Annotated in this window: 21 protein-coding genes; 13 read left to right on the top strand and 8 right to left on the bottom strand. The window is 39.8% G+C overall.

Going from position 1 to position 23,232, the window contains the following annotated elements; all coding sequences use genetic code 11:
* Positions 1–6: 6 nt before the first annotated feature.
* Entirely contained in the window at positions 7–1,212 is a 1,206-nt protein-coding gene (locus tag AC27FM_RS10650; protein WP_487088137.1) for a zinc-ribbon domain-containing protein, read from the top strand.
* Positions 1,213–1,245: 33 nt separating this feature from the next.
* On the opposite strand, the gene AC27FM_RS10645 is transcribed toward AC27FM_RS10650, so the two are convergent.
* Entirely contained in the window at positions 1,246–2,280 is a 1,035-nt protein-coding gene (locus AC27FM_RS10645) for an NAD-dependent epimerase/dehydratase family protein (protein WP_487088135.1), read from the bottom strand.
* Positions 2,281–2,379: 99 nt separating this feature from the next.
* Here AC27FM_RS10645 and AC27FM_RS10640 point away from each other — a divergent pair, with 99 nt between their 5' ends.
* The 4 genes from AC27FM_RS10640 (at position 2,380) to AC27FM_RS10625 (ending at position 5,501) form a co-directional block, all read left to right on the top strand.
* On the top strand, positions 2,380–2,823 hold the full coding sequence (locus AC27FM_RS10640; protein ID WP_487088133.1) for a MerR family transcriptional regulator: 444 nt from the start codon (positions 2,380–2,382) through the stop codon (positions 2,821–2,823).
* 148 nt (positions 2,824–2,971) lie between these two features.
* A complete protein-coding gene (locus tag AC27FM_RS10635) occupies positions 2,972–3,709 on the top strand; it encodes a metal ABC transporter ATP-binding protein (RefSeq protein WP_487088132.1) in 738 nt (245 codons plus the stop codon).
* Entirely contained in the window at positions 3,709–4,560 is an 852-nt protein-coding gene (locus AC27FM_RS10630) for a metal ABC transporter permease (protein ID WP_487088130.1), read from the top strand. The genes AC27FM_RS10635 and AC27FM_RS10630 overlap by 1 nt, the downstream gene beginning before the upstream one ends.
* Positions 4,560–5,501, top strand: coding sequence for a metal ABC transporter solute-binding protein, Zn/Mn family (locus AC27FM_RS10625; protein WP_487088128.1), 942 nt, complete (start codon positions 4,560–4,562; stop codon positions 5,499–5,501). Before AC27FM_RS10630 ends, AC27FM_RS10625 begins: the two co-directional genes overlap by 1 nt.
* Before the next feature lie 60 nt (positions 5,502–5,561).
* Here AC27FM_RS10625 and AC27FM_RS10620 read toward each other — a convergent pair whose 3' ends face one another.
* Both AC27FM_RS10620 and AC27FM_RS10615 read right to left on the bottom strand, forming a co-directional pair.
* Positions 5,562–6,101: a hypothetical protein gene (locus AC27FM_RS10620; protein WP_487088126.1), complete on the bottom strand. Its 540-nt coding sequence runs from the start codon at positions 6,099–6,101 to the stop codon at positions 5,562–5,564.
* Positions 6,094–7,332 carry a helix-turn-helix transcriptional regulator gene (locus AC27FM_RS10615; RefSeq protein ID WP_487088124.1) on the bottom strand — a complete coding sequence of 413 codons (1,239 nt, stop codon included), beginning with the start codon at positions 7,330–7,332 and terminating at the stop codon, positions 6,094–6,096. Before AC27FM_RS10615 ends, AC27FM_RS10620 begins: the two co-directional genes overlap by 8 nt.
* A gap of 343 nt (positions 7,333–7,675) precedes the next feature.
* On the opposite strand from AC27FM_RS10615, the gene baiB reads away from it, so the two are divergent.
* From baiB to AC27FM_RS10575, 8 genes are read left to right on the top strand one after another with little or no spacing between them, the layout of a single operon-like run.
* Complete coding sequence (gene baiB, locus AC27FM_RS10610) at positions 7,676–9,205, top strand: bile acid--CoA ligase BaiB (RefSeq protein WP_487088122.1); 1,530 nt, start codon at positions 7,676–7,678, stop codon at positions 9,203–9,205.
* Positions 9,202–11,124 (top strand): bile acid Fe-S flavoenzyme BaiCD, encoded by a 1,923-nt coding sequence (gene baiCD / locus AC27FM_RS10605; RefSeq protein ID WP_487088120.1) that lies wholly within the window; start codon positions 9,202–9,204, stop codon positions 11,122–11,124. The genes baiB and baiCD overlap by 4 nt, the downstream gene beginning before the upstream one ends.
* Positions 11,125–11,139: 15 nt before the next feature.
* Positions 11,140–11,643, top strand: coding sequence for a nuclear transport factor 2 family protein (locus AC27FM_RS10600; protein WP_487088118.1), 504 nt, complete (start codon positions 11,140–11,142; stop codon positions 11,641–11,643).
* Between the two features lie 25 nt (positions 11,644–11,668).
* Positions 11,669–12,418 (top strand): SDR family NAD(P)-dependent oxidoreductase, encoded by a 750-nt coding sequence (locus AC27FM_RS10595; protein ID WP_487088116.1) that lies wholly within the window; start codon positions 11,669–11,671, stop codon positions 12,416–12,418.
* 43 nt (positions 12,419–12,461) lie between these two features.
* Positions 12,462–13,745 carry a bile acid CoA-transferase BaiF gene (gene baiF, locus AC27FM_RS10590; protein WP_487088114.1) on the top strand — a complete coding sequence of 428 codons (1,284 nt, stop codon included), beginning with the start codon at positions 12,462–12,464 and terminating at the stop codon, positions 13,743–13,745.
* 3 nt (positions 13,746–13,748) lie between these two features.
* Positions 13,749–15,182, top strand: a complete 1,434-nt coding sequence (locus tag AC27FM_RS10585; protein WP_487088112.1) for an MFS transporter — start codon at positions 13,749–13,751, stop codon at positions 15,180–15,182.
* Positions 15,183–15,220: 38 nt separating this feature from the next.
* Positions 15,221–17,212 carry an NAD(P)/FAD-dependent oxidoreductase gene (locus AC27FM_RS10580; RefSeq protein ID WP_487088111.1) on the top strand — a complete coding sequence of 664 codons (1,992 nt, stop codon included), beginning with the start codon at positions 15,221–15,223 and terminating at the stop codon, positions 17,210–17,212.
* Positions 17,213–17,214: 2 nt separating this feature from the next.
* A complete protein-coding gene (locus AC27FM_RS10575) occupies positions 17,215–17,742 on the top strand; it encodes a nuclear transport factor 2 family protein (protein ID WP_487088109.1) in 528 nt (175 codons plus the stop codon).
* A 111-nt stretch (positions 17,743–17,853) separates the two neighbouring features.
* Here the strand turns inward: AC27FM_RS10575 and AC27FM_RS10570 are convergent, their stop codons facing one another.
* The 5 genes from AC27FM_RS10570 to AC27FM_RS10550 all read right to left on the bottom strand — a co-directional run bounded on the left by AC27FM_RS10570 (position 17,854) and on the right by AC27FM_RS10550 (position 23,153).
* On the bottom strand, positions 17,854–18,582 hold the full coding sequence (locus tag AC27FM_RS10570) for an ABC transporter ATP-binding protein (protein WP_487088108.1): 729 nt from the start codon (positions 18,580–18,582) through the stop codon (positions 17,854–17,856).
* Positions 18,582–19,394, bottom strand: a complete 813-nt coding sequence (locus AC27FM_RS10565; protein WP_487088106.1) for an ABC transporter permease subunit — start codon at positions 19,392–19,394, stop codon at positions 18,582–18,584. Before AC27FM_RS10565 ends, AC27FM_RS10570 begins: the two co-directional genes overlap by 1 nt.
* A gap of 3 nt (positions 19,395–19,397) precedes the next feature.
* Positions 19,398–20,906, bottom strand: a complete 1,509-nt coding sequence (locus tag AC27FM_RS10560; RefSeq protein WP_487088105.1) for an AMP-binding protein — start codon at positions 20,904–20,906, stop codon at positions 19,398–19,400.
* A gap of 164 nt (positions 20,907–21,070) precedes the next feature.
* Complete coding sequence (locus AC27FM_RS10555; RefSeq protein ID WP_487088103.1) at positions 21,071–22,465, bottom strand: sensor histidine kinase; 1,395 nt, start codon at positions 22,463–22,465, stop codon at positions 21,071–21,073.
* The gene (locus tag AC27FM_RS10550) at positions 22,455–23,153 is read right to left on the bottom strand and encodes a response regulator transcription factor (protein ID WP_487088101.1); all 699 of its coding nucleotides are present in this window, start codon (positions 23,151–23,153) and stop codon (positions 22,455–22,457) included. Before AC27FM_RS10550 ends, AC27FM_RS10555 begins: the two co-directional genes overlap by 11 nt.
* Between the last annotated feature and the right edge of the window lie 79 nt (positions 23,154–23,232).

Below are 23,232 nucleotides of genomic sequence, written 5' to 3'. Positions count from 1 at the left end.
AAAAATATGGAGAACTTAGAATATTGTCCTAATTGTGGTCAAAAACTTAAATCCAATGACGATTTTTGCCCAAACTGTGGATTTAATGTTAAAAAATATGTTGAAGAAAATAGCAACAAAAAGGCTGAGAAAGTGGCGCCAGTAACATCTGCTCAAGACTCATCCAAAGCCAGTCAAGCAGCGCCTAACGCTGCGCAACAGTCAGTTCCTACTCAAGCTAAGACCGTGAGTGTAGGTTTTGACGGATCTAATCAACCACCTAAGAAGAACAATAAGGTGATAGTTTGGATAGTCGCTGTAATTGTAGTCTTACTGGTAGGCTACATGGGTGGAAATTGGTATTATGGCAAGAATCGGCAAGTACAAAATCTCCAAGATGACATAACTAGTGGCAAGACTGACAAAATGCAGTCAGCACTTATCGGCGAAGATGGTAAGGAATTGTCGACTAAGAAAGTTGGAGCTTTGAAACGGCTGTATGTAAAGGACAGTTCCTCGATACAAAAGGTCAGGAATCAACTTAAGAGTACTGACCCAGAGAATAATTTCTCCGTGAAAGCAACTGGAAAATACTTAGGGATATACAATAAGTACAAAATACAAGTCCGGAGTCAGGAATTATCGATCGAGACTAACATCGATAATCCAGTCTTTACTGTCGACAATAAGAATGTTGCCGCCCAATCTGACGGTGATGAGTACAAGGTGTCAGATCTGACTCCAGGTATATACGATTTAACAGTTGAGAGTAACAATAAGTCTAGCCAAGCTAAGTCTAAACAAGTGACGATCAGCATTGGCGATGACGACAGCGAAGTTACTATGAATGTCAAAAAAGAGAAAAAGGCAAAGACGACTGTTGAAAAAGATACCGATGACGATGATGATAACGACGTAGACACCAACGATGATGATCGTGATGAGATCGCTTCAGCAAGTAGAGATAATTCCTTTGCGAATGATAACTCTCGTGACTTCGATGGTACCTTGATCGGTGACTATACTGGAGATCCAGATCTGTCACTTTATTCTGACGGTTCGTATCAATTAGGCGACAAGTCTGGAACATACCAAATCGTCAATAGAGATGGCAATCATGTTCAAATCAAATACAATCAAAATGGCGGTGGTTCGATCACTGAATCATACAGTTTTGATGGTAGCGAGTTGTATTCGTCCAAGTATGATACTTCTTGGTACAAGTGGAATTAATAAATAAAAGTAAGTTTGATGATCATATCAAGCTTATTTTTTTTGAACTAAGTCAAACTTAACTAGGCTGTCCACTGACTGTGTGATAGTTTCTTCCACGCTATATTGAGGAGTCCAGCCGAGGATTTTTTGAGCTTGAGCTGTACTGACATGGTGATTGACAGTTTGGAACAGTCTGGCTTCTCTAGCTTGTTCATTAAATAGAGTACCTATTTTGATTATCAAATCAGGCAGTGGTTTAGTGGTGATTTTTTGAGAGACTTCAGGGCGTTTGTCACGTAAGATTTGAGCAATCTGTGGTAGTGAAGTAGCTTCAGAAGCCACGGCTATAAAACGTTTGCCGTCGGCATCGGGTGTGAACATGGCCTTGATGTGTAGTGCGGCTACGTCGCGAACATCAACGATATTGACGGGCATGTCAGGGATTCGGTTCATCGAACCGCTCAATAGATTGTTGATAAGTCCAAAACTGCCGGTTATGTGTGTACTGATGGCTGGGCCTAGAATAGCACCGGGGTTGATCGTCGCAAATTCGACAGTGTTAGTCGGTTGAGAGATTATTTCCCAAGCGGCTTTTTCCGCCATCAACTTAGACTTTTCGTACAGTGATAAACCACGTTGATCGACAGCAGTCCAGTCTCTTTCAGTCACTGGCTGACGATGATCCATGTGGCTGAACCCGACTGCACCAAAATTACCAGTCATAACGACCCGTTTGATATTTGGTTGAGAGAATTTTAATATTCTCTTGATGCCATCGACGGCTGGCTTCATCGCGGTAGCCTCGTCAGTTTGCTTACCAAAAAAAATCGGTGAAGCGACACTGAAGACATATTGTCGATCACTCATAGCCTCGGCCCAATTGCGGTCACTGTTCAAGTCAGCCTCGATGAATGACAAATGATCTAGATTATTGATTTTGTTATCGCTCATTATCTGCAGAACCTGTTCTTGTTTGGATAACGAACGGACAGTAGTCTTCACATCATATCCTTGTTGTAACAGTTGGCTGATCAATTCTAATGCTAAAAATCCTGTACCACCAGTTACTAAAACCTTTTCACTCATAAATTTATACCTTGCCTTTTTTGATTAATTGATTTATTTTAGGATAAAACCTGAACCATAGTTTAGGTCAAGAGATTTATCAAACTGAAGGAGAAAGATATGGATGAAACTTATTCGATCAAGGATGTAGCAGCGTATTTTGATATCTCGATCTCAACGATTCGTTACTATGATCGGCAAGGATTATTACCGTTTATTTCCAAAAATTCATCAGGCCATCGGGAATTCACCCGCGCTGATATGGGCCTGGTCAAGACGATCTGTTGTCTAAAGGATACTGACATGCCGCTAAAGGAGATCAAAGCATACATTCACCTGTGTATGGAAGGAACTGATACTATCGAACAACGGCGTCTAATGCTCGTCCAACATAAGCAAGATATTCTCGACAAACAGAGAGCATTACAGGATAATTTAGCAGAAATAGATATCAAAATAAGTCGCTATTCAGCTCCGAATGCTAAAGAAATCATAGGTTCGCAGATTGAATATATGACGACTGAAAAAGAAAAACATCATCTGGCAAATCCGTTTGCGGAATGATGTTTTTTATATTGTAAAAATAATATTTTTATTAACTAATTAAAAAGTTAGCCTTAGCTAAAAAATACTTGTGCTAATCTCTGGGCTTCGATATACTATGGTTGAACATTGATTCGAAAATTCCAAAGATAACTATAGGAGGGCTCTTATGCTTACAGTGAAGAACCTGACTGTTGCTTACGATGACACACCAGTATTTTCTGATGTTGCCGTGAACTTTAACGCTGGCAAAATAACTGGAATCATTGGACCAAACGGTGCAGGTAAATCGACTCTGATCAAGGCAATGTTGGGCTTGATCAAGTCACAGGGGACGGTCGCATATGACGATCGACCAATCAAGGATATTCAAAAACAGATCGCGTATGTGGAACAACGAAAAGATCTCGATCTGACTTTCCCAGTAAATGTATTCGATGTCGTTATGACAGGAACATATGGGAAGTTAGGATTGTTCAAAGATCCGGGAAAGAAGGAACGAGCAGCTAGTAAAAAAGCTCTAGCTCAAGTCTCACTATCAGAATTTTCAAAGCGCCAAATCAGTAATCTTTCCGGTGGACAATTACAAAGAGTCTTCGTAGCACGTGCGATCGTTCAAGAGGCAGAAGTCATCATCTTAGACGAGCCATTTGTTGGTATCGATCTACAGAGTGAAACGGCGATCATGAAGATACTCAAGCAATGGCGTGATGAAGGCAAGACGATTATTGTTATTCATCATGATTTGAACAAAGTCAGTCATTACTTCGATGACCTAGTAGTTTTGAATCACGGTATCGTTGATTTCGGACCGACTGAAAATGTTTATAATTCAACAAATATCGAAAAGGCCTTTAGTGCTGATCTTTCAGCAGTCTTATTCGACCAAAATGGAGGTGCAAAGTAATGGCCTCATTAGTCGAGTTTGTTACAGCATTAGGACGATATGATTTCTTACAGAGCGCGTTGATCACTGCCATCATGGTAGGTGTCATGTCGGGAGTTATTGGAAGTTTTATTATTTTACGTGGAATGTCACTGATGGGGGATGCGATTTCTCATGCAGTTCTACCCGGTGTGGCATTTGCTTACATGTTAGGTATCAATATTTTGATCGGTGCTTCGTTATTTGGAATCATGGCAGCACTTTTGATCGGTTTTGTGGCATCACATAGTAAGATCAAGACAGATACTTCTATAGGAGTAGTCTTCAGTGCCTTTTATGCTCTAGGGTTCATCTTGATTTCCATGGCAGAGAGTTCAACTAACTTGCATCATATTCTATTTGGAAATATCTTGGCAGTTAGTGATTCTGATATTATGACAACAGCCATCGTGCTAGGAATTGTTATTTTATTCGTTTCCTTCTTCTACAAGGAACTCTTGATCACATCTTTTGATGAGACATTTGCCAAAACTTATGGCTTGAATGTTCAGATCTTACATTATTCATTGATGCTAGTATTAACTCTAGTTACTGTTTCCGCATTGCAAACAGTGGGAATCATCCTGGTGGTCGCAATGCTCATCACTCCTGCTGCTACTGCCTTCTTGTGGACTGACAAATTATCCACGATGTTGTTCTTAGCTGCCGGTGTAGGTGTGGTGTCATCAATTACCGGTTTGTACTTTAGTTACAGCTTCAACTGGGCATCTGGTCCAGCAATCGTTATTGTGGCTGCGATGTTGTTCTTGATTTCATTTATCGTATCTCCCAAACAAGCATTCTTGAAGCTAAGTAAGAAGGGAGTCGCCTAATGAAAAAAGCTATAATTACTATTCTTTCAGTAGTTGCCATCATCGGTGGGGTATTTTGGTTCTTAAATGTCAGAACTAGCTCGCAAGCTAGACCTACTACTAATAATGAGAAGATTAGAGTAGTCACGACCAACTCGATCTTGGAAGATATGGTTCATAATGTTGGTAAGGACCGTATCAAGTTGTATAGTATCGTTCAACGTGGGACTGATCCACATGAATATGAACCACGTCCAACGGATGTTTCAGAATCAGCTGAAGCAGACGTTATCTTCCACAATGGACTTAACTTAGAAACTGGTGGAAATGGTTGGTTCAATAAGCTAGTCAAAACATCTAACAAAGCTTTTGATAAGGAAGTCTTTTCAGCTAGTGAAGGCGTTACAGCCGAACATTTGACCACCAATGTGGATGAAGAAGATCCGCACGCTTGGTTAGACTTGGCGAACGGGATCAAGTACGTTGAGACGATCGCTGAAGTGCTCAAGGACAAAGATCCTAAGAATGCGAAATATTATCAACAAAACGCTGATGATTATATTGCTAAATTAAGTAAGTTACATAAATCAGCACAATCCAAGTTCTTGGATATTCCTGAGAGTCAACGCTTGTTGGTTACTTCAGAAGGAGCCTTTAAGTATTTCTCCAAAGCCTATCACGTCACACCGGCTTATATCTGGGAGATCAATACTGAAGCACAGGGAACGCCAGAGCAGATGCAATCAGTCTTAGCTAAGATCGGTGATTCAGAGGTGAAGAGCTTGTTCGTAGAAAGCTCAGTTTCACCTAAATCGATGAACAAAGTTGCTAAAGAGACGGGTCTGGAAATATCTTCTAAGATATTTACCGATTCATTGGCACAAGAAGGTACGACTGGTGATACTTATTACTCGATGATGAAGTGGAATATTGATCATATTCATGCGGGATTGTCGAAGTAAGAGAAAAAATTCAAAAACTGCATTATCCGATTCGGATAATGCAGTTTTTGTGTATAAAAATTAATTTTCGTTTTTTAAAATAGATCTATCAAAATTCATCTGCATGATTCCTATTAACTTCATGCTTAAGAAGAATTCTGTTCTTCCGCCCTTCTTATTATGCTTCCCAGTAATATCTACTAAATCATTTAGAATTTTTTCTGTATAAACTAAATATTCGTCATTAACAATCGTGTTGAGAGGGGTAGATGCCAGTGTCAATTCGTTGAAATCATAATAAGGATTGGCTGCCATGTACAAGAAGGTATCATAGCTTATCTGGCATTTTATTAAATGCATAGTATCTTTTTTCGGCTTCAACTGGAAGTAATGATAGGACCCTAAGAACATTAGTAATCCATGTTTAGTTTGGTATTCCTTGGAGTTGACGATTATTTGTCCGTTATCGTCATAAAAATAAAAAATATTTATCCCAGGTTTGTTTTTTAAAATGGTAGGATGCTTAACCTCTTTATCAATAGCTATTATCGGTGCTGAAAAATCACTTTTTGTATAGTAACCTCCAGAAGCAAATACCGGTGGATGAAGATTATCAGTCATTATGTTTACCCTCCCTAGCTCGCTGTCGAAATTCTCCAGGTAGCATTTTGTATTCTCTTTGAAAAGACCTGGAAAAAGACCTACTGCCACCGAATCCCACGTTAAGTGCTATATCGATGATCGGCAAATCACTTGTCAAAAGAAGTGCTTCAGCGTGTCTTAACTTGGTGAGTTCCGTTAATTTCTTGTAAGAGTCTCCAAATTCTCTAGAGATTATATCTCTGATAGTTTTCTCAGATAAATAAAGATCTTTAGAAACTGATTTGATGTCAGTCGTCTTATAAAAGTTGTTGTATGAATAGTTCATGAGTTGCATTAAGGGCTTGCTCATAATAAAACCACGGTAGATATCGTTATCGTTGGATTGGAGCAAGCCTTTTTGATATTCAATCGGTGTTTTGCCAGTTTGTTTTTTGAAAGTACGGTAGAAATTAACTTCGGAACAAAATCCGGAATGTTCTGCAATGCTGGTGAGTGGCATGTCTTCATATAGTAGTGCCATGCATGCGATATTTACTCTAATTCTATTTAAATTTTGTAAATAATTATATCCAGTGATATTTCGTAATTCATGATTCAAGAATGTCGGGGTAGTTTTAAAGTGTTTGGCAACATTCTCTATTGTTAAAGGTCTTGAGAAATTGGTGCTCATATATAACATGACACGCCATCCTAAAGGACGATTAAGTGATTCATCCTTGTCAGTAGTTCTTAAACTTTCAGATAGTAATACCTGAGAGAGTTGGCCTAGAATCGCCACTTTGATCAAAGATGAGCCAGGAAGGAAATTAGTATTAAACCCTTCAAATTCATCAAATAACTCAAAGACGTTGTCATATAATTCTTTGCTCAAGTAAAGGATTGGTGTTGCATCGACGATATTTTGAATACTATCTAAGGACTGACTCTCTATTGTTAAAAACGATGACAAGTTATAGTCGAAAACTAGAACTTTTAATTTTAATGGATAATCGTTGTCAGCGTGAATGGAGTAAGTGTGATAGGACTGTAACCAAGCAAATGTGCCAGCGGAGAAAGGCATGTTTATACCATTGATCGTAATAAAACCGACACCACTAGTTACTAGGATGAAAACAGAATCGTTTTCTGAAATGGGGGGAGTAATGTCATCAATTTCATAAGTTTTAAGTTTAAGTAGTTTTTCTTTTCCAGTGAAATATGAATTGATTGGTAGTCCGATAATTGGTATGGACCTAACTTCTGATTGCATAAGCTATCCTCCTCAATATTATTATGAGATTTTTTTGTAAGTATTAGGGCATTTTTTGTCACATGAACAATTATGATTTAGTGAATTATTGAACATTCTGAGGTGATAAGTCCTTCTGAAATGTGCACAAGTACATAAATTATAAATGTTAAAGTTGTAACAAGGTTAAGGATATTAATAATTCTTCATATTAGAAACACCTTCATGGAGGTATTATACACTAATCCCTAATGTTAAAAATAGCACTATGTTAAGTAAAATTAGTTTTTCTAATTTATTAAGTATTAGTTGTAGAAAGAATTCCAAAAATTATTTTAACTGACGAAGGGAGTAAAACTGCCAAATGATGAACTTTTTTAATAAATACAGAAATGGAGATTCAGAGTTTGTTACTCCTGGAAAACAGTTAGATTTTATTGCTCAGAAGAAACCAAATGATGTTGCTATTATTAGCATCGACAAAAATGATATTGAGGAAAAGCTAACTTGGAAAGAACTGCAATGTAAATCCAATCAAGTTGCTAATTATCTAATTGATATGGGAATCGGATCGGGTGACACAGTGCTGGTAAGTTTTCCTAACGGATTAGATCATATCATTGCTACTTTCGCAATTTGGAAGGCAGGAGCCTGCTACACTCCGATCTCTTATAAAACTGGTGCAGTAGAAATGCGGAGGATTCATTCGGAAGTAAAATTCAAAATAGACTTTTCGAATCATTGTCAAATTAGCAATTGTATCAATATCACATCCAAAAAAATCAAAGAAATAGAAGAAAATGTATCGGATGAAACACCACCGGATAGGGTAGCGAATCCCAATATGATTTCACTATCGGGTGGAACTAGTGGGAAATTGAAAATCATCAAACAAAATATGCCTAGCGGATTATCCGATGATTTATTGAAAAGTTGGTTCCAAATATCAGGTATGGATTTTGATGAACGACAGTTATTGACGGGGCCACTGTCACACGGAGCGCCACATTCTGCCGCATTCAATGGATTGTTTTCTGGGAATCAACTCGTGATCATCAGGAATCTATGTCCAAGTAATATCGTTAGGATAATCAAAAAATTCCAAATTGAATACATTCAAATGGTTCCAACGCTGATGAACCGTATAATTAACCTCCCAAATATCAGCAGTGAAGATTTAAGCTCCTTAAAAGCTATGTGCCACACTGGCGGTGTCTGCTCGGAGTTATATAAGCAAAGATGGATCGATCTGATTGGAGCTAAAAAAGTTTATGAAATCTATTCAATGACTGAGGTCGTTGGATTAACCAGCATTAGAGGCGATGAATGGCTCAAACATCGCAGAAGCGTCGGTAAGGCAGCCGGGGGAGGCCAAATTTTAATTAAGAATCCTAAAGGTGATATTTTACCACCGAATCAGGTGGGGGAAATATTCATGAAAACTCCGACAGGTTGTTTTATGACCGAGTATATCAATCAGGATAACGTCAAAAGAAAAGTTGACAGATTCAGAAGTGTTGGAGACTTAGGATATGTAGATGAATCCGGCTATCTGTATTTTGTTAATCGGCGAGCAGATTTATTGATTACGGGGGGTGAAAACGTCAACGCGACAGAAGTAGAACTCTGTTTGCTGAGGCACAAGGATATTGATGATGCTGTTGTAATAGGTATTCCAGATAGTGAGTGGGGCCAAAAAATTCATGCGGTAATTGAGTCAAAAAAGGATTTGACCCTGCAAGAAGTAAAAGAATTTTTAAAGATATATTTACTTCCTTACAAGATACCGAAAAGTATCGAAGTAGTAAGAAAGATTAATCGTAACGAAAATGGAAAGATCAACCGAAAAGTTTTGATTGAATCTTATACGAAGAAAAAGGAGAAGATACTATGAGTTTTGATGCATTATTTTCACCAATTAAAATTAGAGGAATGGAACTAAAGAATCGCATCGTTTTTCCGGGAATGAATACGAAAATGGCAAAAAATAAACATGATATTGGGGAAGATATGATTGCCTATCATGTTGCTCGTGTAAAGGCTGGATGTGGTTTGAATATTTTTGAATGTGTTGCTCTATCTCCCGCTCCTCACGCCTACATGTATATGGGACTTTATAACGATCACCACGTTCAAGAACTCAAAAAAGTTACAGATGCAGTTCACGAAGCAGGTGGAAAAATTGGAATTCAATTATGGCATGGTGGATTCAGTCCACAACTATTCTTTGATGATACCAACACACTTGAGACACCAGAAACCTTAACTGTTGAAAGAATTCATGAGATTGTCGAAGAATTTGGAGCTGGTGCTAAACGTGCTGTTGAAGCAGGTTTTGATTGTGTTGAATTTCATGCTGCTCATAGTTATTTACCACATGAATTCATGAGTCCAGGAATGAATAAGCGTACTGACGAATATGGTGGCAGTTTTGAAAATAGAATCCGCTTTTCATTGGAAGTAATTCAAGCCATCAGAAAAAACATTCCTGATGACATGCCTTTCTTTATGAGAACAGATGTTATCGATGAAATGATGGAACAAGTTATGAGTGAGGAAGAAATCGTATCCTTCATCAATCAAGCTGCTGACTTAGGAGTAGACGTAGCCGACTTATCACGTGGTAATGCTCAATCATTAGCTACTGCCTATGAAGTACCACCTTACAACATTCCTCATGGATTTAATATTGAAAATATCTATAACATCAAAAAGCAAATCAATATACCAGTAATGGGTGTTGGTCGAATCAATACTGGTGAGTTAGCAAATGAAGTGATCGAAGATGGGAAATTTGATTTAGTTGCCATTGGTCGTGCACAACTTGCTGATCCTGATTGGGTAACAAAAGTTAAAAATGGTCAAGAAAATCTTATTCGTAACTGTATTGGATGTGATCAAGGTTGTTATGACGCTGTCATCAATCCAAAGATGAAACACATTACTTGTACACATAATCCAGGGCTTTGTCTTGAATACCAAGGATTACCAAAGACAGAAAGTCCTAAGAAAGTCATGATCGTCGGTGGTGGTATGGCAGGAATGATTGCCGCAGAAGGATTGAAAAAGCGTGGTCATAACCCAGTGATCTATGAAGCTACGGATGCACTCTCGGGTCAATTCACTCTAGCTGGAAAGTCACCAATGAAAGAAGATTGGGCTTATATGGCTAAGTGGGAACCCGAAGAAGTGGAACGTCTAGGAATTGAAGTTCATCTTAACACTGCTGTAACTCCGGAATTGATCAAAGAAGTTAATCCTGATGAAGTTATTATTGCCACAGGTGCCGTTTATCAAGCACCAGAGATTCCTGGAATCGATGGCGAACATGTTTATTCTCAATACGAAGTATTACGTGGTGATGTAAATCCAACCGGTAATGTCACAGTCTTGGGATGTGGCCTTGTAGGTGCCAATGTTGCGAAGATGTTAGCTGAAAAAGGTGTCAACGTAACGGTTGTTGAGAAGAAGGGTGTCGGAACAGGAATTCCAATGTTGCGTCGCATGCTCTTAAAACCAGAATTAAAACACTACAAGATCAATAAAATGCCAGGAACAACAATCACTGCTATCAATGGCCATGAAGTCTCATACATGATGGTCGATCACAAAACTAAAGAAGTTCACGAAGGAACTTATGAAACTGATTCCGTAGTCGTATGTACAGGAATCGTATCTAAACCAAGTGAAGACTTACAAAGTATCTGCCAAGAATCAGATATTCCATTCCACGTAATCGGGGATGCCAAAGATACACGTGATGCAACAATTGCTACAACTGAAGGTTATCAAACAGCGATGTCAATTGACTAGAAAGGGATTTTAAAAATGACTTTAGAAGAAAGAATTGAAGTTTTAGAAAAACAAATCAATGATTTACGTAATATCGAAGCTATCAAGGCGCTAAAAGCTAATTACTTTAGGTGTTTGGATAGTAAGGATTGGGAAGGGTTGGAAGCAACACTATCACCTAACATCGAGACATCGTATTCAGATGGAAAACTAGTCTTCCATAGTCCCAAAGAAGTAGCTGGATATTTAGCAAAAGTAATGCCTAAAGAAGAAATAAGCATGCACATGGGACATACACCAGAAATCACAATTGATAGTGAAAACGAAGCTACCGGTAAGTGGTATCTACAAGATAAGTTGATTTTTACAGATGGCAAGTTTAAAGGTGTGGAAATTAATGGTGGAGCTTTTTATACAGATAAGTACGAAAAGGTCGATGGTAACTGGTTGATTAAAGAAACAGGTTACGTTCGGATTTATGAAGAACATTTGAACAGGGATCCTAAGATTCATATCACAACTAATATGCATAACAAATAATAAAAATAAGAGGGGACATATAATCATGGAATTAGTTAAAGATAAAGTAGCAATCATTACTGGAGGAACAAGCGGAATTGGATTCACAGCCGCAAAGACTTTTATTGATAATGGCGCAAACGTTACTATTTTTGGCAAAACGCAAGAAGAAGTAGACAGTGCATTAGCTGAATTGAAGGAATTATATCCAGACAAAGAAGTGCTGGGATTTTCTCCAGACTTAACTTCTAGAGATGAAATGGTACAAGCAGTAGGCGCAGTTGCTCAAAAATATGGCAAGTTGGACGTAATGATCAATAATGCCGGAATTACTTCTGATCACGTATTCTCAAAAGTTACTGAAGAAGAATTCAAGAACATCATGGAAGTAAATGTCGTGGGTGTATTCAACGGTGCATGGGCTGCTTACCAATGCATGAAAGGTGTAAAGAAAGGCGTAATTATCAATACTGCCTCAGTAACTGGAGTTTATGGCTCACTATCAGGCTGTGGTTACCCTGCAAGTAAAGCTGGAGTTATCGGATTTACACACGGATTAGGTCGAGAAATCATCAGAAAGAATATCCGTGTAGTTGGCGTTGCTCCTGGTGTTGTTGACACACCAATGACTGGTGGATTGCCAGAAGAAATCTTATCAGGCTATCTACAAACACTACCTATGAAGAGAATGTTAAAACCTGAAGAAATCGCAAATACATATCTATTCTTAGCTTCAGATTTGGCAAGTGGTATCACAGCTACAACTATTAACGTTGACGGCGCATACAGACCTTAGTTCAAACAATTAAAATTAAAAACCCAAAAGGAGATTACACACAATGACAGGATTAAAAGATTTTCCAAGTTTTGGTGCATTATCTGGACTAAATATTTTGGATAGTGGATCAAATATCGCTGGTCCCCTCGGTGGTGGACTATTAGCTGAATGTGGCGCAACAGTTATTCATTTTGAGGGTCCTAAGAAACCCGATAATCAAAGAGGATGGTATGGCTATCCACAAAATCATCGAAATCAATTATCAATGGTTGCCGATCTTAAATCTGACGAAGGCCGCAAAATCTTTTTAGATTTAATCAAATGGGCTGACATCTGGGTTGAATCTTCCAAAGGTGGCCAATACGATCGTTTGGGATTATCAGATGAAATCATTTGGGAAGTCAATCCTAAAATTGCCATTGTGCATGTCTCAGGTTATGGACAAACAGGGGATGAGGCCTACGTTAAACGTGCATCATATGATGCCGTTGGACAAGCATTCAGTGGATACATGTCATTGAACGGTACCAGTGAAGCTTTAAAGATCAATCCATATTTGAGCGATTTCGTCTGTGGATTAACAACTTGTTGGGCAATGCTTGCTTGTTACGTAAGTACGCAATTGACAGGTAAAGGTGAGTCAGTTGATATTGCCCAGTACGAAGCGCTTTCTCGAATCATGGATGGACGTATGATTCAATATGCTACTGACGGTGTCAAAATGCCAAGAACCGGAAATAAAGATGCACAAGCTGCATTGTTCAGCTTCTATACATGTAAAGACGGAAAGACGATCTTTATTGGTATGACAGGAGCCCCTGTTTGTAAACGTGGATTCCCAATCATCGGACTTCCAGTTCCAGGAACAGGAGACCCAGACTTCCCAGAAGGATTCACAGGCTGGATGATCGATACACCAGTTGGTCAAAGAATGGAAAAAGCCATGGAAAAATATGTTTCTGAACATGACATGGCAGACGTTGAAAAAGAAATGCAAGAGAATCAGATACCTTGTCAACGTGTCTATGAATTAGAAGACTGTCTAAATGATCCACATTGGAAGGCCCGTGAAACTGTAACAGAATGGGACGATCCAATGATGGGACATATCAAGGGTCTAGGTTTGATTAACAAGTTCAAACGTCAACCATCAAAGATCTGGAGAGGCGCTCCATTATTTGGTATGGACAACAAAGACATACTGAAAGACTTAGGATACACAGAGGCTGAGATTAGTGATCTATATGACCAAGGCATTATCAATGAGTTTGATCGTGAAACAACCATTAAGAAATATAAATTGGACCAAGTTATTCCACACATGAGAGAAAACAAAGAGGAATAGGATATGGAAGCTGAGATAAGTCAAGATTATAAAAAAGGTTTTATCCCGTATGCGATTGCAGCGCTTTTAGTCGGTTTAATTGGTGGATTTACAGCTGTTTTAGCTCCTGCATTCGTAGCTGATATCGGTATTAGTGACAATAATACTACTTGGATCTCGTTAGCTTTAGCTATGTCCAGTGCCGCCTGCGCTCCAATACTTGGTAAGCTCGGAGACGTTCTAGGCAGACGAACGACTTTACTGATCGGTATAGTGATCTTTACGATCGGAAATATTTTGACAGCTATTGCTACAACATTGATGTTTATGTTGGTTTCTAGATTTATTGTTGGTATCGGTACCGCTGCCATTGCACCAGTCGTAATGGCATACATTATCACTGAATATCCAGATGAAGAAACAGGACAAGCGTTTGGACTCTATATGTTGATCTCGAGTGCTGCGGTGGTCGTTGGACCAACTGGTGGGGGATTGATTATGAAATCCGCTGGTTGGCGAGCAATGATGTGGGTCTGTGTAGCTATGTGTGTATTGGTATTTTTCATTTGCGCAGCCACAATCAAGAAAACAGATTTTGTTAAGAAGGGAATGAAGGGATTTGATGGACCAGGGGCAGCTTTGGTATTGGTGTTCTTTAGTTTACTACTTTGCGTTCCATCCTTTGGACAAAATATCGGATGGAACTCCACCGTATTTATACTGGTAGTTATTGCAGCAGTTGTTTCACTGATTGCTTTGGTTTTAATCGAAAGAAAAGCCAAGAATCCAGTTTTAAATGGCGAGTTTATGGCCAGAAAGAAATTTGTTTTGCCGGTATTGATTTTGTTCTTAACACAAGGACTAATGATGGCAAATATGACTAATGTAATTTTGTTTGTTAGAAATACACAACCAAACAATGTAATTATCTCCAGTTTTGCAATTTCAATTATGTATTTAGGGATGTCAATTGGATCGGTCGCAATAGGTCCTCTGGCTGATAAAAAAGAACCAAGATCTATATTAACCTTTTCCTTGATCCTCACAGGGATAGGATGCGCCATTATGTACTTGTTCCAAGCAGATTCATCGTTCTTAGTTTTCGCTTCCAGTCTTGGAATACTTGGTGTTGGTTTAGGTGGTAATGCAACTATCTTTATGAAGGTGGCATTATCTGGACTATCAGAAGATGTAGCAGGACAAAGTACAGGTACTTATGGTTTGTTCCGTGATATTTCGGCACCGTTTGGTGTTGCTGTGTTTGTTCCCATGTTTGCTAATGGTGTTACAAGTCATATGTCTCAAATGGCAGACGGAACAGTCGCCAAGGGAACAGTGATGGCACAAGCCGCAGTCTCATCTATGAGAACGCTCACGATCGTTGAATTGGTTTGTATCGTAATCGGCATAATTTTAGTTAGATTTTTACCTAAAATTCATGAGAAGAAAACAGCATAATTTTAGACACAATTATCAATGAGAAAGAGTGAGTTGTTATGTTAATGAGAGAATCGAAGGTATTTTCCCCGCTTAAGGTTGGGTCCTTAACTTTAAAAAATCGTATTGGAATGGCACCAATGAGCATGGACTATGAATCCGCAGATGGGACTATCCCTAAGCGCTTGGCGGATATATTTGTTAGACGTGCAGAAGGTGGCACAGGATACGTGACGATCGATGCTGTTACTATTGATCGTAAATATCCATATATGGGTAATACTACTTATATTGATTCCGATGAATACATTCCGGGTCTGAGAGAGTTTGCACAGAGAGTTAAAGATGCAGGTAGTACGTTGATTCCCCAGATCATTCATCCGGGTCCAGAGTCCATATGTGGTTATCGCAAGATTGCTCCACTCGGACCATCTGTAAATACTAATGCAAATAATCATGTTAGTCGTGCCATATCAATTGATGAGATCCACACTATTATTCACCAATTTGGACAAGCTGCTAGACGTGTAGAAGCAGCTGGTTGTGGTGGGATATTCCTCCATGCCGCACATGCGTATATGCTTCCAGGTGCCTTCCTATCACCACTTAGAAATAAGCGCATGGACGAGTATGGTGGAAGTCTTGATAACAGAGCCAGATTTGTATTAGAAATGATACGGGAAGTTAGAAAAAATGTTAGTGATGATTTTCCGATCTTTTTAAGAGTTTCAGGTGATGAGAGAGCTGTTGGAGGAATGAGCCTTGAAGAAATGGTTTACCTAGCTCCTGAATTGGAAGCAGCAGGTGTAAACGTTCTTGAAGTTTCTGGTGGTACTCAATATGAGAATTTAGAAAATATCATTCCTTGTCAGGCTAAACCTATTGGGAGAAATATTATAGAGGCTTCTCAGATTAAACAAGTTGTTAATATACCAGTTTATGTTGTTGGTAAGATTAATGATATTCGATATGGCGCTCAAATAGTCGAGAGAGGTTTAGTCGATGGTATTGCTTTAGGTAGACCTCTACTCGCCGATCCTGATTTATGTAATAAAGCACTAGAAGAAGATTATGATGCAATTGCTCCATGTGCTAATTGTGGTGGTAGTTGTATCTCTAGATCCAAGGAAGCTCCAGAATGTCACTGTCATATTAATCCACTTGTGGGTAAGGAGTACGACTATCCAGAAGTGCCTGCTGAAAATGTTAAGAAGGTATTGGTAGTAGGTGCTGGACCAGGTGGTATGTACGCTGCGGTGACTGCAGCTAAACGTGGACACGATGTTACTGTTTGGGAAAAGGATCATCAAACTGGTGGACAACTTAACCTAGCTGTCGCTAGTCCTGGGAAACAAGATTTAACTAAATGGATGGTTTATCTAAACCACGAAGCCGCAAAATATAAAGTTAAAGTTGAATTTGGTCAAGAAGCAACGGTGGAAAATATTACTGAGTTCGCACCTGAATCAGTGATTGTTGCTACTGGAGCTACGCCACTTATTCCACCAATTAAGGGAACTAAGGATTATCCAGTTTTAAATGCTCATGATTTCTTATCGGGCAAGTTCGTTATTCCAAAAGGAAAAGTGTGTGTCCTAGGTGGTGGGGCTGTTGCATGTGAAACAGCTGAAACGATTTATGCTAATGGACGTCCTAACTCATATACCTTTGGTAAGAACGCTAGTATTGGTGATATCGATGTGACACTGATCGAAATGAAATCACAATTGTTGACAGGTCTTTCAGCTCCAAATAGAGATCCTATGTTGAGACGATTACATGCTAGTGATACACATATCAATGTTAATACTAAGATTCTTGAAGTTACAGATCACGATGTCAAAGTTGAGCGTGATGATGGTAGTGTTGAATGGCTAAAAGGATTTGATTACGTAGTATTTGGCTTAGGATCACGTAACTATGACCCACTTTCAGAAGCTTTGAAAGATCTAGTTCCAGAAGTGCAAGTAATTGGAGATGCAAAACGTGCACGTCTCGCAAGCAACGCCATCTGGGAGGGATTTGAAGCTGGATACAGAATAGGTGAGTAGATATGACAATTAAAATTTCTAAACAAGATGCGAATGGCAAAAGACTAATCTCTGAAGTGGTGAAAGAAGCTAGAACGCAAAATTATACGCCAGATCAATTGTGTGTTCTGCAAAAGGTAATTGAAACTCAATATTATTATTGGTGGATAATGGATACCAAACAAGAAGAATTAGCGAAAGAACTTTTCACTGATGATTTTGAATATATCTATAATGGATATAAGGTACCAACATCGCCAGCCGCACAGGCCCGACAAGATAAATGGGTCAATGCAGCCATGGTAACAATGCACATGGGACATCAACCACTCGTTTGGTTGCAAGATGACGACCATGCCCGAGGAATCTTTCAATATGAAGATCATCAAGTGTACGTTGAAGATGGTAAAAAAGTTGAAACGTGGATGGTATACTGCAATGATTTTGTTAAAGTAAATGATTGCTGGAAAATAAGTAGTCTCAGAGTTTATCCTAAGCAAGAAGATGGTAAGTATAGTAATATTCAACCACCAGAAGATTTTCATTTGTAAAACATCTTGTGTATAAAATTTAGAGCCCCTGAGTTGGATAAATGTGCCAACTCAGGGGTTCTTTTATATACCAAAAAAATCTCAATCCCCCACCAAGGAGATTGAGATTTTTTATGCTGTCTTCATAATACGAGTATCTTCTTCCAAAATTGCATCAAGAACATTTTCTGCGATCAGTCCAACTTGACCGGGATTGCGTTTGTCCTTTGGACCGTCGGTCTCGTAGTAGTTAGTAGAATCTTTCATAACGACGATGTGGTCAGCCATCCGGGCGGCTTCGTCAACGTCGTGTGTCACTAATATAGTAGTAAGGTTTTGTTTCTTGCAAATATCGAGGATCAAATCTTGCATTTTTCTACGAGTCAGGGCATCGAGTGCACCCAGTGGCTCATCTAGCAACAATATCTCAGGGTCGGTCATCAGTGCTCGTGCTAAGGCGACTCGCTGTTTTTGACCACCGGATAATTGATTAGGATATTGGTCAGCGTAGTCGGTCAATTCTACTAGATCCAATAGTTTTCTCGCATGTTCGACTTCGGCCGACTTTTTTGATTTGAATGACAAGTTTTCGATCACGGTCATCCACGGCAATAGTCTATCCTCTTGGAACATCATTCTGGTCAGGGACTTGTCCTGACCTTTGGCAATATCGATCGAACCAGTCGTGGGTTTTTCCAAGCCGGCTATCAGGCGCATGAGGGTACTTTTACCACCACCACTCATGCCAACTAGTGCCACGAATTCTCCTTGATGGATATCGAGACTGACGTTTTGTAAGGCTGTGAGATTACCATAATTCTTACCGATGTTATTTACTTTTATCATTGTATTTGTATTCATTAAGCGTTACTCCTTCCAGTTGTTTGCCATTCTAGCAATAAACTTTCAAAACTTTTAGCGACTAAGTCGGATACTTTACCTAAGATCGCGTAGACGACGATACATAAGACCACTGTTTCCATATCAACGAAGTCTTCGGCATTATTAGCCATATAACCAATTCCTGAACTAGCTGAAATTGTTTCCGCAACGATAAGCGTGGTCCACATAACACCTAAGGCGTAGCGGATACCGACTAATATCTGCGGCAAGGCGGCGGGGAAAATTATTTTTTTGAACATATCAAAGCGTGATAATTCGTAGGATTTTCCCATTTCGATCAAGTCTTTATCAACTGAACGAATCCCAGCGTACGTGTTGATATAAACGGGGAACATCGTCCCGATAGCAACTAGTGAGGTCTTAGCTGACTCGTTGATCCCTAGCCATAAGATGATCAAGGGAATCAGAGCTAGATGCGGGATGTTTCTAAACATCTGTATCGAGGAGTCGAAGAGAAGACTGAAGGTCTTGGACATCCCATTAACGAATCCGAGAAGGAAGCCAACGCCACCACCGATCAACAGGCCAACCGTGGCACGATACAGACTGATGCTCAAGTTCTTTGGTAATTCACCACTTGCAGTCAAGGTGATTCCATCTTGTAAGACGGCCAGAGGTGAAGGTAGAACAGAACTCGATAACCAGCCGACTGAACTAGCTAGTTGCCAAACTAATACCAAGATCACTGGTATCAAGAAAGGTAGGGCCTTTTCATAAGGGATGTTTAAGCGTTTGACGCGAGTATTACTGATTTCGATAGGCTTTTGCATTCATTAAGCCTCCTTGATTGATTGCTTTTCGCTGATTTGTCTAGCTAATAAATTACGTTGAACTTTACCAGTTGCATTCTTTGGCAAACTTTGACCGAAGATGTATTCCGTCGGGCGTTCGGCAGGCATCAACTGATTATTAGCCAAGTTTTTGAGTAGCGCCAATTGATAACGGTGGTCGGCTTGGTCATCATTCGTGATGATCACAGCAGTGACAGCTTCACCGTAGATTTTGTCAGGAATACCGACAACTGCCATTTCTTTGATGAATGGCAAGACTTTCAAGCAATCTTCGACGGCAAGTGGATTGACGTTTTCACCACCACGGATGATCATTTCTTTGCGACGACCAACGATGAATAAGTAGCCGTCGTCATCAATCTTACCGAGATCCCCAGTCAAGAGATAACCTTCTGCGAAGGTCTCAGGTTGAGGGTCGAGATAGTGGTCGATGACTGAAGCGCCTTTAAGAGCGATTTCTCCGACGACGTTTTTGCCCAACTCATTGTGTTGGTCATCGAGAATTCTGACGTCAGTTCCATAAGGTAGACCGACACTGTTTTGTTTAGGTGCGTTTAAAGGATTTTGAGCGATTTGACTGGCAGCTTCGGTCATACCATAGCTTTCGATCAAAGGAATATCAAAACGATATCTGAATTCCTCATGTGTACTTGGTAATAATGGAGCTGAAGCAGTTCTCAAGAATCTCAGCTTGTTGGGCTTAGGTTGCTCATCGCGTTGAAGTAGAATTTCGATGATAGCTGGTGTTAGTGAGACCCAAGTCAACTGCTCATCGAAGACTTCTTTCCAGAATAGGTGTGCACTGAAGCAAGAGCGAAAGATCAACTGTCCATCTGAGATACGAGTGGCGAGATTGGAGATGACCATTGCATTGACGTGGAATAGGGGCATGACGACCATCGTACGGTCGAAGTCGGTTAAGTCCTCACTCTCGATGATGTTATTGGCATTTGCGAGCAATTGACTGTGTGTCAAACCGACACGTTTTGGTTTACCAGTCGTGCCCGAAGTGTGCATGATCATGGCGAATTGATTGTCAAACGGTTCTTTGGCAGCATGAGCTTCGTGGATCTTGCGGATGTATAATTCTACTTCAGCTTCGTGAAGTGTCGTTAGCTTAGGACGTTTTTCAAAGGTTTCTGTGAGTGTATCGGGTTCTTCGATGTCAGAATCGAGGATCATAGCAGAATAATTATATTGTTCTTCGAATTCATTCAATTGAATCTCAGTTACGGCGGGATTGATAGGGTGAACGATCGCACCGACTTCCCAGAGTGTTTGAACGACTAATGAATAGGTGACTGAATTAGTCAGGGCGACTAGGACGACATCGTTGTAGCCGATACCTTGGTTATCAAAATATTGCAGCCAAGTTTTGCGCTCGTCGTTCAGTTCAGTACCGGTATACCAATGCTTTTCAGCATCTTGCATGATTTGACGTTTTGGATTGTTAGTTAGTTGTTGTTTTAGTTGAGTAGTGAGTTTAGACATATATATCACCAAGTCCTTTCAAGTCCGTGGTTTTTATTAAGTTTGTTTTCTCTGATTGAATAAACCTAGTTTACAAATATATCGCACTAGCAACTACTGGTTTTCGTTAAGCATTAAATAAGATTTTCTTATTAAAATACTTATATTAAAAAAACACTCGATCATTATTTTTGATCGAGTGCTGCAAAGGTAACGGTGAAGACACTACCTTGTGGTTCATTATCATTTACTTCTATCTGAGCATTATTTAAGGTGACTAATTTTGCGACGATCGACAATCCTAGACCGCTACCTTTGACCTCGGTCGAGTGAGATTCGTCAACACGATAAAAACGTTGAAAGATCTTGTCTTTTTTTTCATCTGGGATGCCGATGCCCAGATCGGATACACTCAGTTGGATTTTTTTATTTGCTTGATGTACGCCGATCGTGATCGGGGTATCGGCGGGAGAATACTTACTAGCATTGTCCAATAATGCGATCGCCATCTGGTGTAACATATCTTCATTACCGAGTATCTTAATATCTGGTTCGATCTCAGATTGTAGCTTTTGGGGGATGGTGTTCTGATAGTGAAGGACTAATTGGTCCATCAATTCAGAGAGATTCACTTCTTGTAAGTCTATCTCCGCCTTGTCCGCACGGGAGAGGTGCAATAAGTTTTCGATCAGGTTCTGCATGCGCAATGATTCTTCGTCGATGAATTCGAGTGATTCAGGTATCACTTCGGGATGTTGGTCACCGCGGCGCTTGATCAGACTGATGTTTCCTCTGATGGCAGCAATCGGGGTCCGTAATTCATGTGATGAATCAGAGACGAATTGTTTTTCACGAGCCAAGCGCTCGTTTTGAGCTCCCAGCAGTTCATTGAAGGAATTACCTAGTTCATTGATCTCGACTGGATTCTCAGGGACGTTCAGTGTGGGTTGATTCACGTCGAGATTTTGAGTCGTCTTCTTAGTTTCAGTGACCAATGCCAAAGTCGGTGCGCTGAAGCGCTGTGCCAGCCGTCTGGACCACCAAGTACCAAAGCCTAGGGTTATGAACATCACGAGGACGATGACTATTAATAGTAGTAAGAGACTTCGCAGTAGGTTGTTGAGACTGACCCAGAGTTGGTAGGTAGTGGCATTGTTTTTTTGTTTGTAGTATAAGAATAAGCCGTATTGTGGAATATAGACGACATCCTTGGAGAAGAAAACATGGTACTGACGTTGTGATAGGAAGTGCTTGGAGGATGGAGAAGTCATGATGATCCGCTCACGCTTCAGTGAAGCGGCTGTGACAGACTTATCTTTGGTCTTGACCCGGATAAATGAATTTTGCTTAGAATGGCGCTCATTCGCGTTGTTCCACTGGATAAAACTGGGGATGCTTTCGATGTTAGAACGATTCAGGCTGATCATCAACCCTTGCGCATCACGGGAAGTCATCAGTGACTGCTGGATTCCCACGAACAATAAGATCAAGAGACTGATCGACAGAGTGATGATGACGACTAAGCGATTGATGCCTTGATTGATCAGTTTTTCGTAGGTTTGAGTTTTTTTAGTGTTCATTGGCGGTATCCTCGATCGAATAGCCGACACCGCGGATGGTTTGGATCAAAGGCTGATTGTTTTTACCGTCGATCTTGTTTCTCAAATAACCGACGTAAACATCAACGACGTTTTGTTGTCCTAAGAAGTCTTCACCCCAGACGTTATCAAGCAGTTCATCGCGTGTGAAGACTTGACCGATATGCTGTAAAAAGAATAATAATAAGTCGTATTCTCGTCTAGTCAATTGGATGTTCTGGTTATCACGAACGACTTGATGTGACTTGGTATTCAGAGTCAGATCCGCAAGTTGATAAGTTTGATCAGGTTCAGTCATTTGTTCCACTCGGCGTTGGATCACACGCACGCGAGCTAATAATTCTTCGATCTCAAATGGTTTAGTGATGTAATCATCAGCTCCATTATCTAATCCAGCCACTTTGTCACCGACATAATCGCGGGCAGTCATGATGATGACAGGAACTTGATCGTGTTTACGGATGCGGCGCAAAACTTCCATCCCATCTAGCTTGGGCAACATCCAGTCCAACAGTATCAGTAGTAATTCGTTTTGGTTAGCTTCATATTGGTCCATCGCTTCCAAGCCGTCGTTAGCCACGACGACATTGAAATCTTCGAACTGTAATTCCTTAGTCAGATAGCTAGATAGACTTAGCTCATCTTCAACGATCAAAATGGTGTTTTTCATCAATAGAACCTCCTGAAAGGTATTAGTTGTATCCATTATAATAGATAAATCTTTATTTTAAGTTAAATCTTTTTTTTTA

This window comes from Companilactobacillus sp. y65-5 (genome assembly GCF_057541095.1).
This window is presented reverse-complemented; position numbering and strand designations above follow the sequence as displayed.

What these genes read in the sequence shown, in the direction of transcription:
- AC27FM_RS10625 (WP_487088128.1), top strand. Translation starts at nt 4,560, where the DNA reads ATGAAAAAAGCTATAATTACTATTCTTTCAGTAGTTGCCATCATCGGT.
- AC27FM_RS10640 (WP_487088133.1), top strand. Translation starts at nt 2,380, where the DNA reads ATGGATGAAACTTATTCGATCAAGGATGTAGCAGCGTATTTTGATATC.
- AC27FM_RS10645 (WP_487088135.1), bottom strand. Translation starts at nt 2,280, where the DNA reads ATGAGTGAAAAGGTTTTAGTAACTGGTGGTACAGGATTTTTAGCATTA.
- AC27FM_RS10585 (WP_487088112.1), top strand. Translation starts at nt 13,749, where the DNA reads ATGGAAGCTGAGATAAGTCAAGATTATAAAAAAGGTTTTATCCCGTAT.
- AC27FM_RS10555 (WP_487088103.1), bottom strand. Translation starts at nt 22,465, where the DNA reads ATGAACACTAAAAAAACTCAAACCTACGAAAAACTGATCAATCAAGGC.
- AC27FM_RS10630 (WP_487088130.1), top strand. Translation starts at nt 3,709, where the DNA reads ATGGCCTCATTAGTCGAGTTTGTTACAGCATTAGGACGATATGATTTC.
- AC27FM_RS10580 (WP_487088111.1), top strand. Translation starts at nt 15,221, where the DNA reads ATGTTAATGAGAGAATCGAAGGTATTTTCCCCGCTTAAGGTTGGGTCC.
- AC27FM_RS10650 (WP_487088137.1), top strand. Translation starts at nt 7, where the DNA reads ATGGAGAACTTAGAATATTGTCCTAATTGTGGTCAAAAACTTAAATCC.
- AC27FM_RS10595 (WP_487088116.1), top strand. Translation starts at nt 11,669, where the DNA reads ATGGAATTAGTTAAAGATAAAGTAGCAATCATTACTGGAGGAACAAGC.
- AC27FM_RS10615 (WP_487088124.1), bottom strand. Translation starts at nt 7,332, where the DNA reads ATGCAATCAGAAGTTAGGTCCATACCAATTATCGGACTACCAATCAAT.
- baiF (WP_487088114.1), top strand. Translation starts at nt 12,462, where the DNA reads ATGACAGGATTAAAAGATTTTCCAAGTTTTGGTGCATTATCTGGACTA.
- AC27FM_RS10620 (WP_487088126.1), bottom strand. Translation starts at nt 6,101, where the DNA reads ATGACTGATAATCTTCATCCACCGGTATTTGCTTCTGGAGGTTACTAT.
- baiCD (WP_487088120.1), top strand. Translation starts at nt 9,202, where the DNA reads ATGAGTTTTGATGCATTATTTTCACCAATTAAAATTAGAGGAATGGAA.
- AC27FM_RS10635 (WP_487088132.1), top strand. Translation starts at nt 2,972, where the DNA reads ATGCTTACAGTGAAGAACCTGACTGTTGCTTACGATGACACACCAGTA.
- AC27FM_RS10570 (WP_487088108.1), bottom strand. Translation starts at nt 18,582, where the DNA reads ATGAATACAAATACAATGATAAAAGTAAATAACATCGGTAAGAATTAT.
- AC27FM_RS10550 (WP_487088101.1), bottom strand. Translation starts at nt 23,153, where the DNA reads ATGAAAAACACCATTTTGATCGTTGAAGATGAGCTAAGTCTATCTAGC.
- baiB (WP_487088122.1), top strand. Translation starts at nt 7,676, where the DNA reads ATGATGAACTTTTTTAATAAATACAGAAATGGAGATTCAGAGTTTGTT.
- AC27FM_RS10575 (WP_487088109.1), top strand. Translation starts at nt 17,215, where the DNA reads ATGACAATTAAAATTTCTAAACAAGATGCGAATGGCAAAAGACTAATC.
- AC27FM_RS10600 (WP_487088118.1), top strand. Translation starts at nt 11,140, where the DNA reads ATGACTTTAGAAGAAAGAATTGAAGTTTTAGAAAAACAAATCAATGAT.
- AC27FM_RS10560 (WP_487088105.1), bottom strand. Translation starts at nt 20,906, where the DNA reads ATGTCTAAACTCACTACTCAACTAAAACAACAACTAACTAACAATCCA.
- AC27FM_RS10565 (WP_487088106.1), bottom strand. Translation starts at nt 19,394, where the DNA reads ATGCAAAAGCCTATCGAAATCAGTAATACTCGCGTCAAACGCTTAAAC.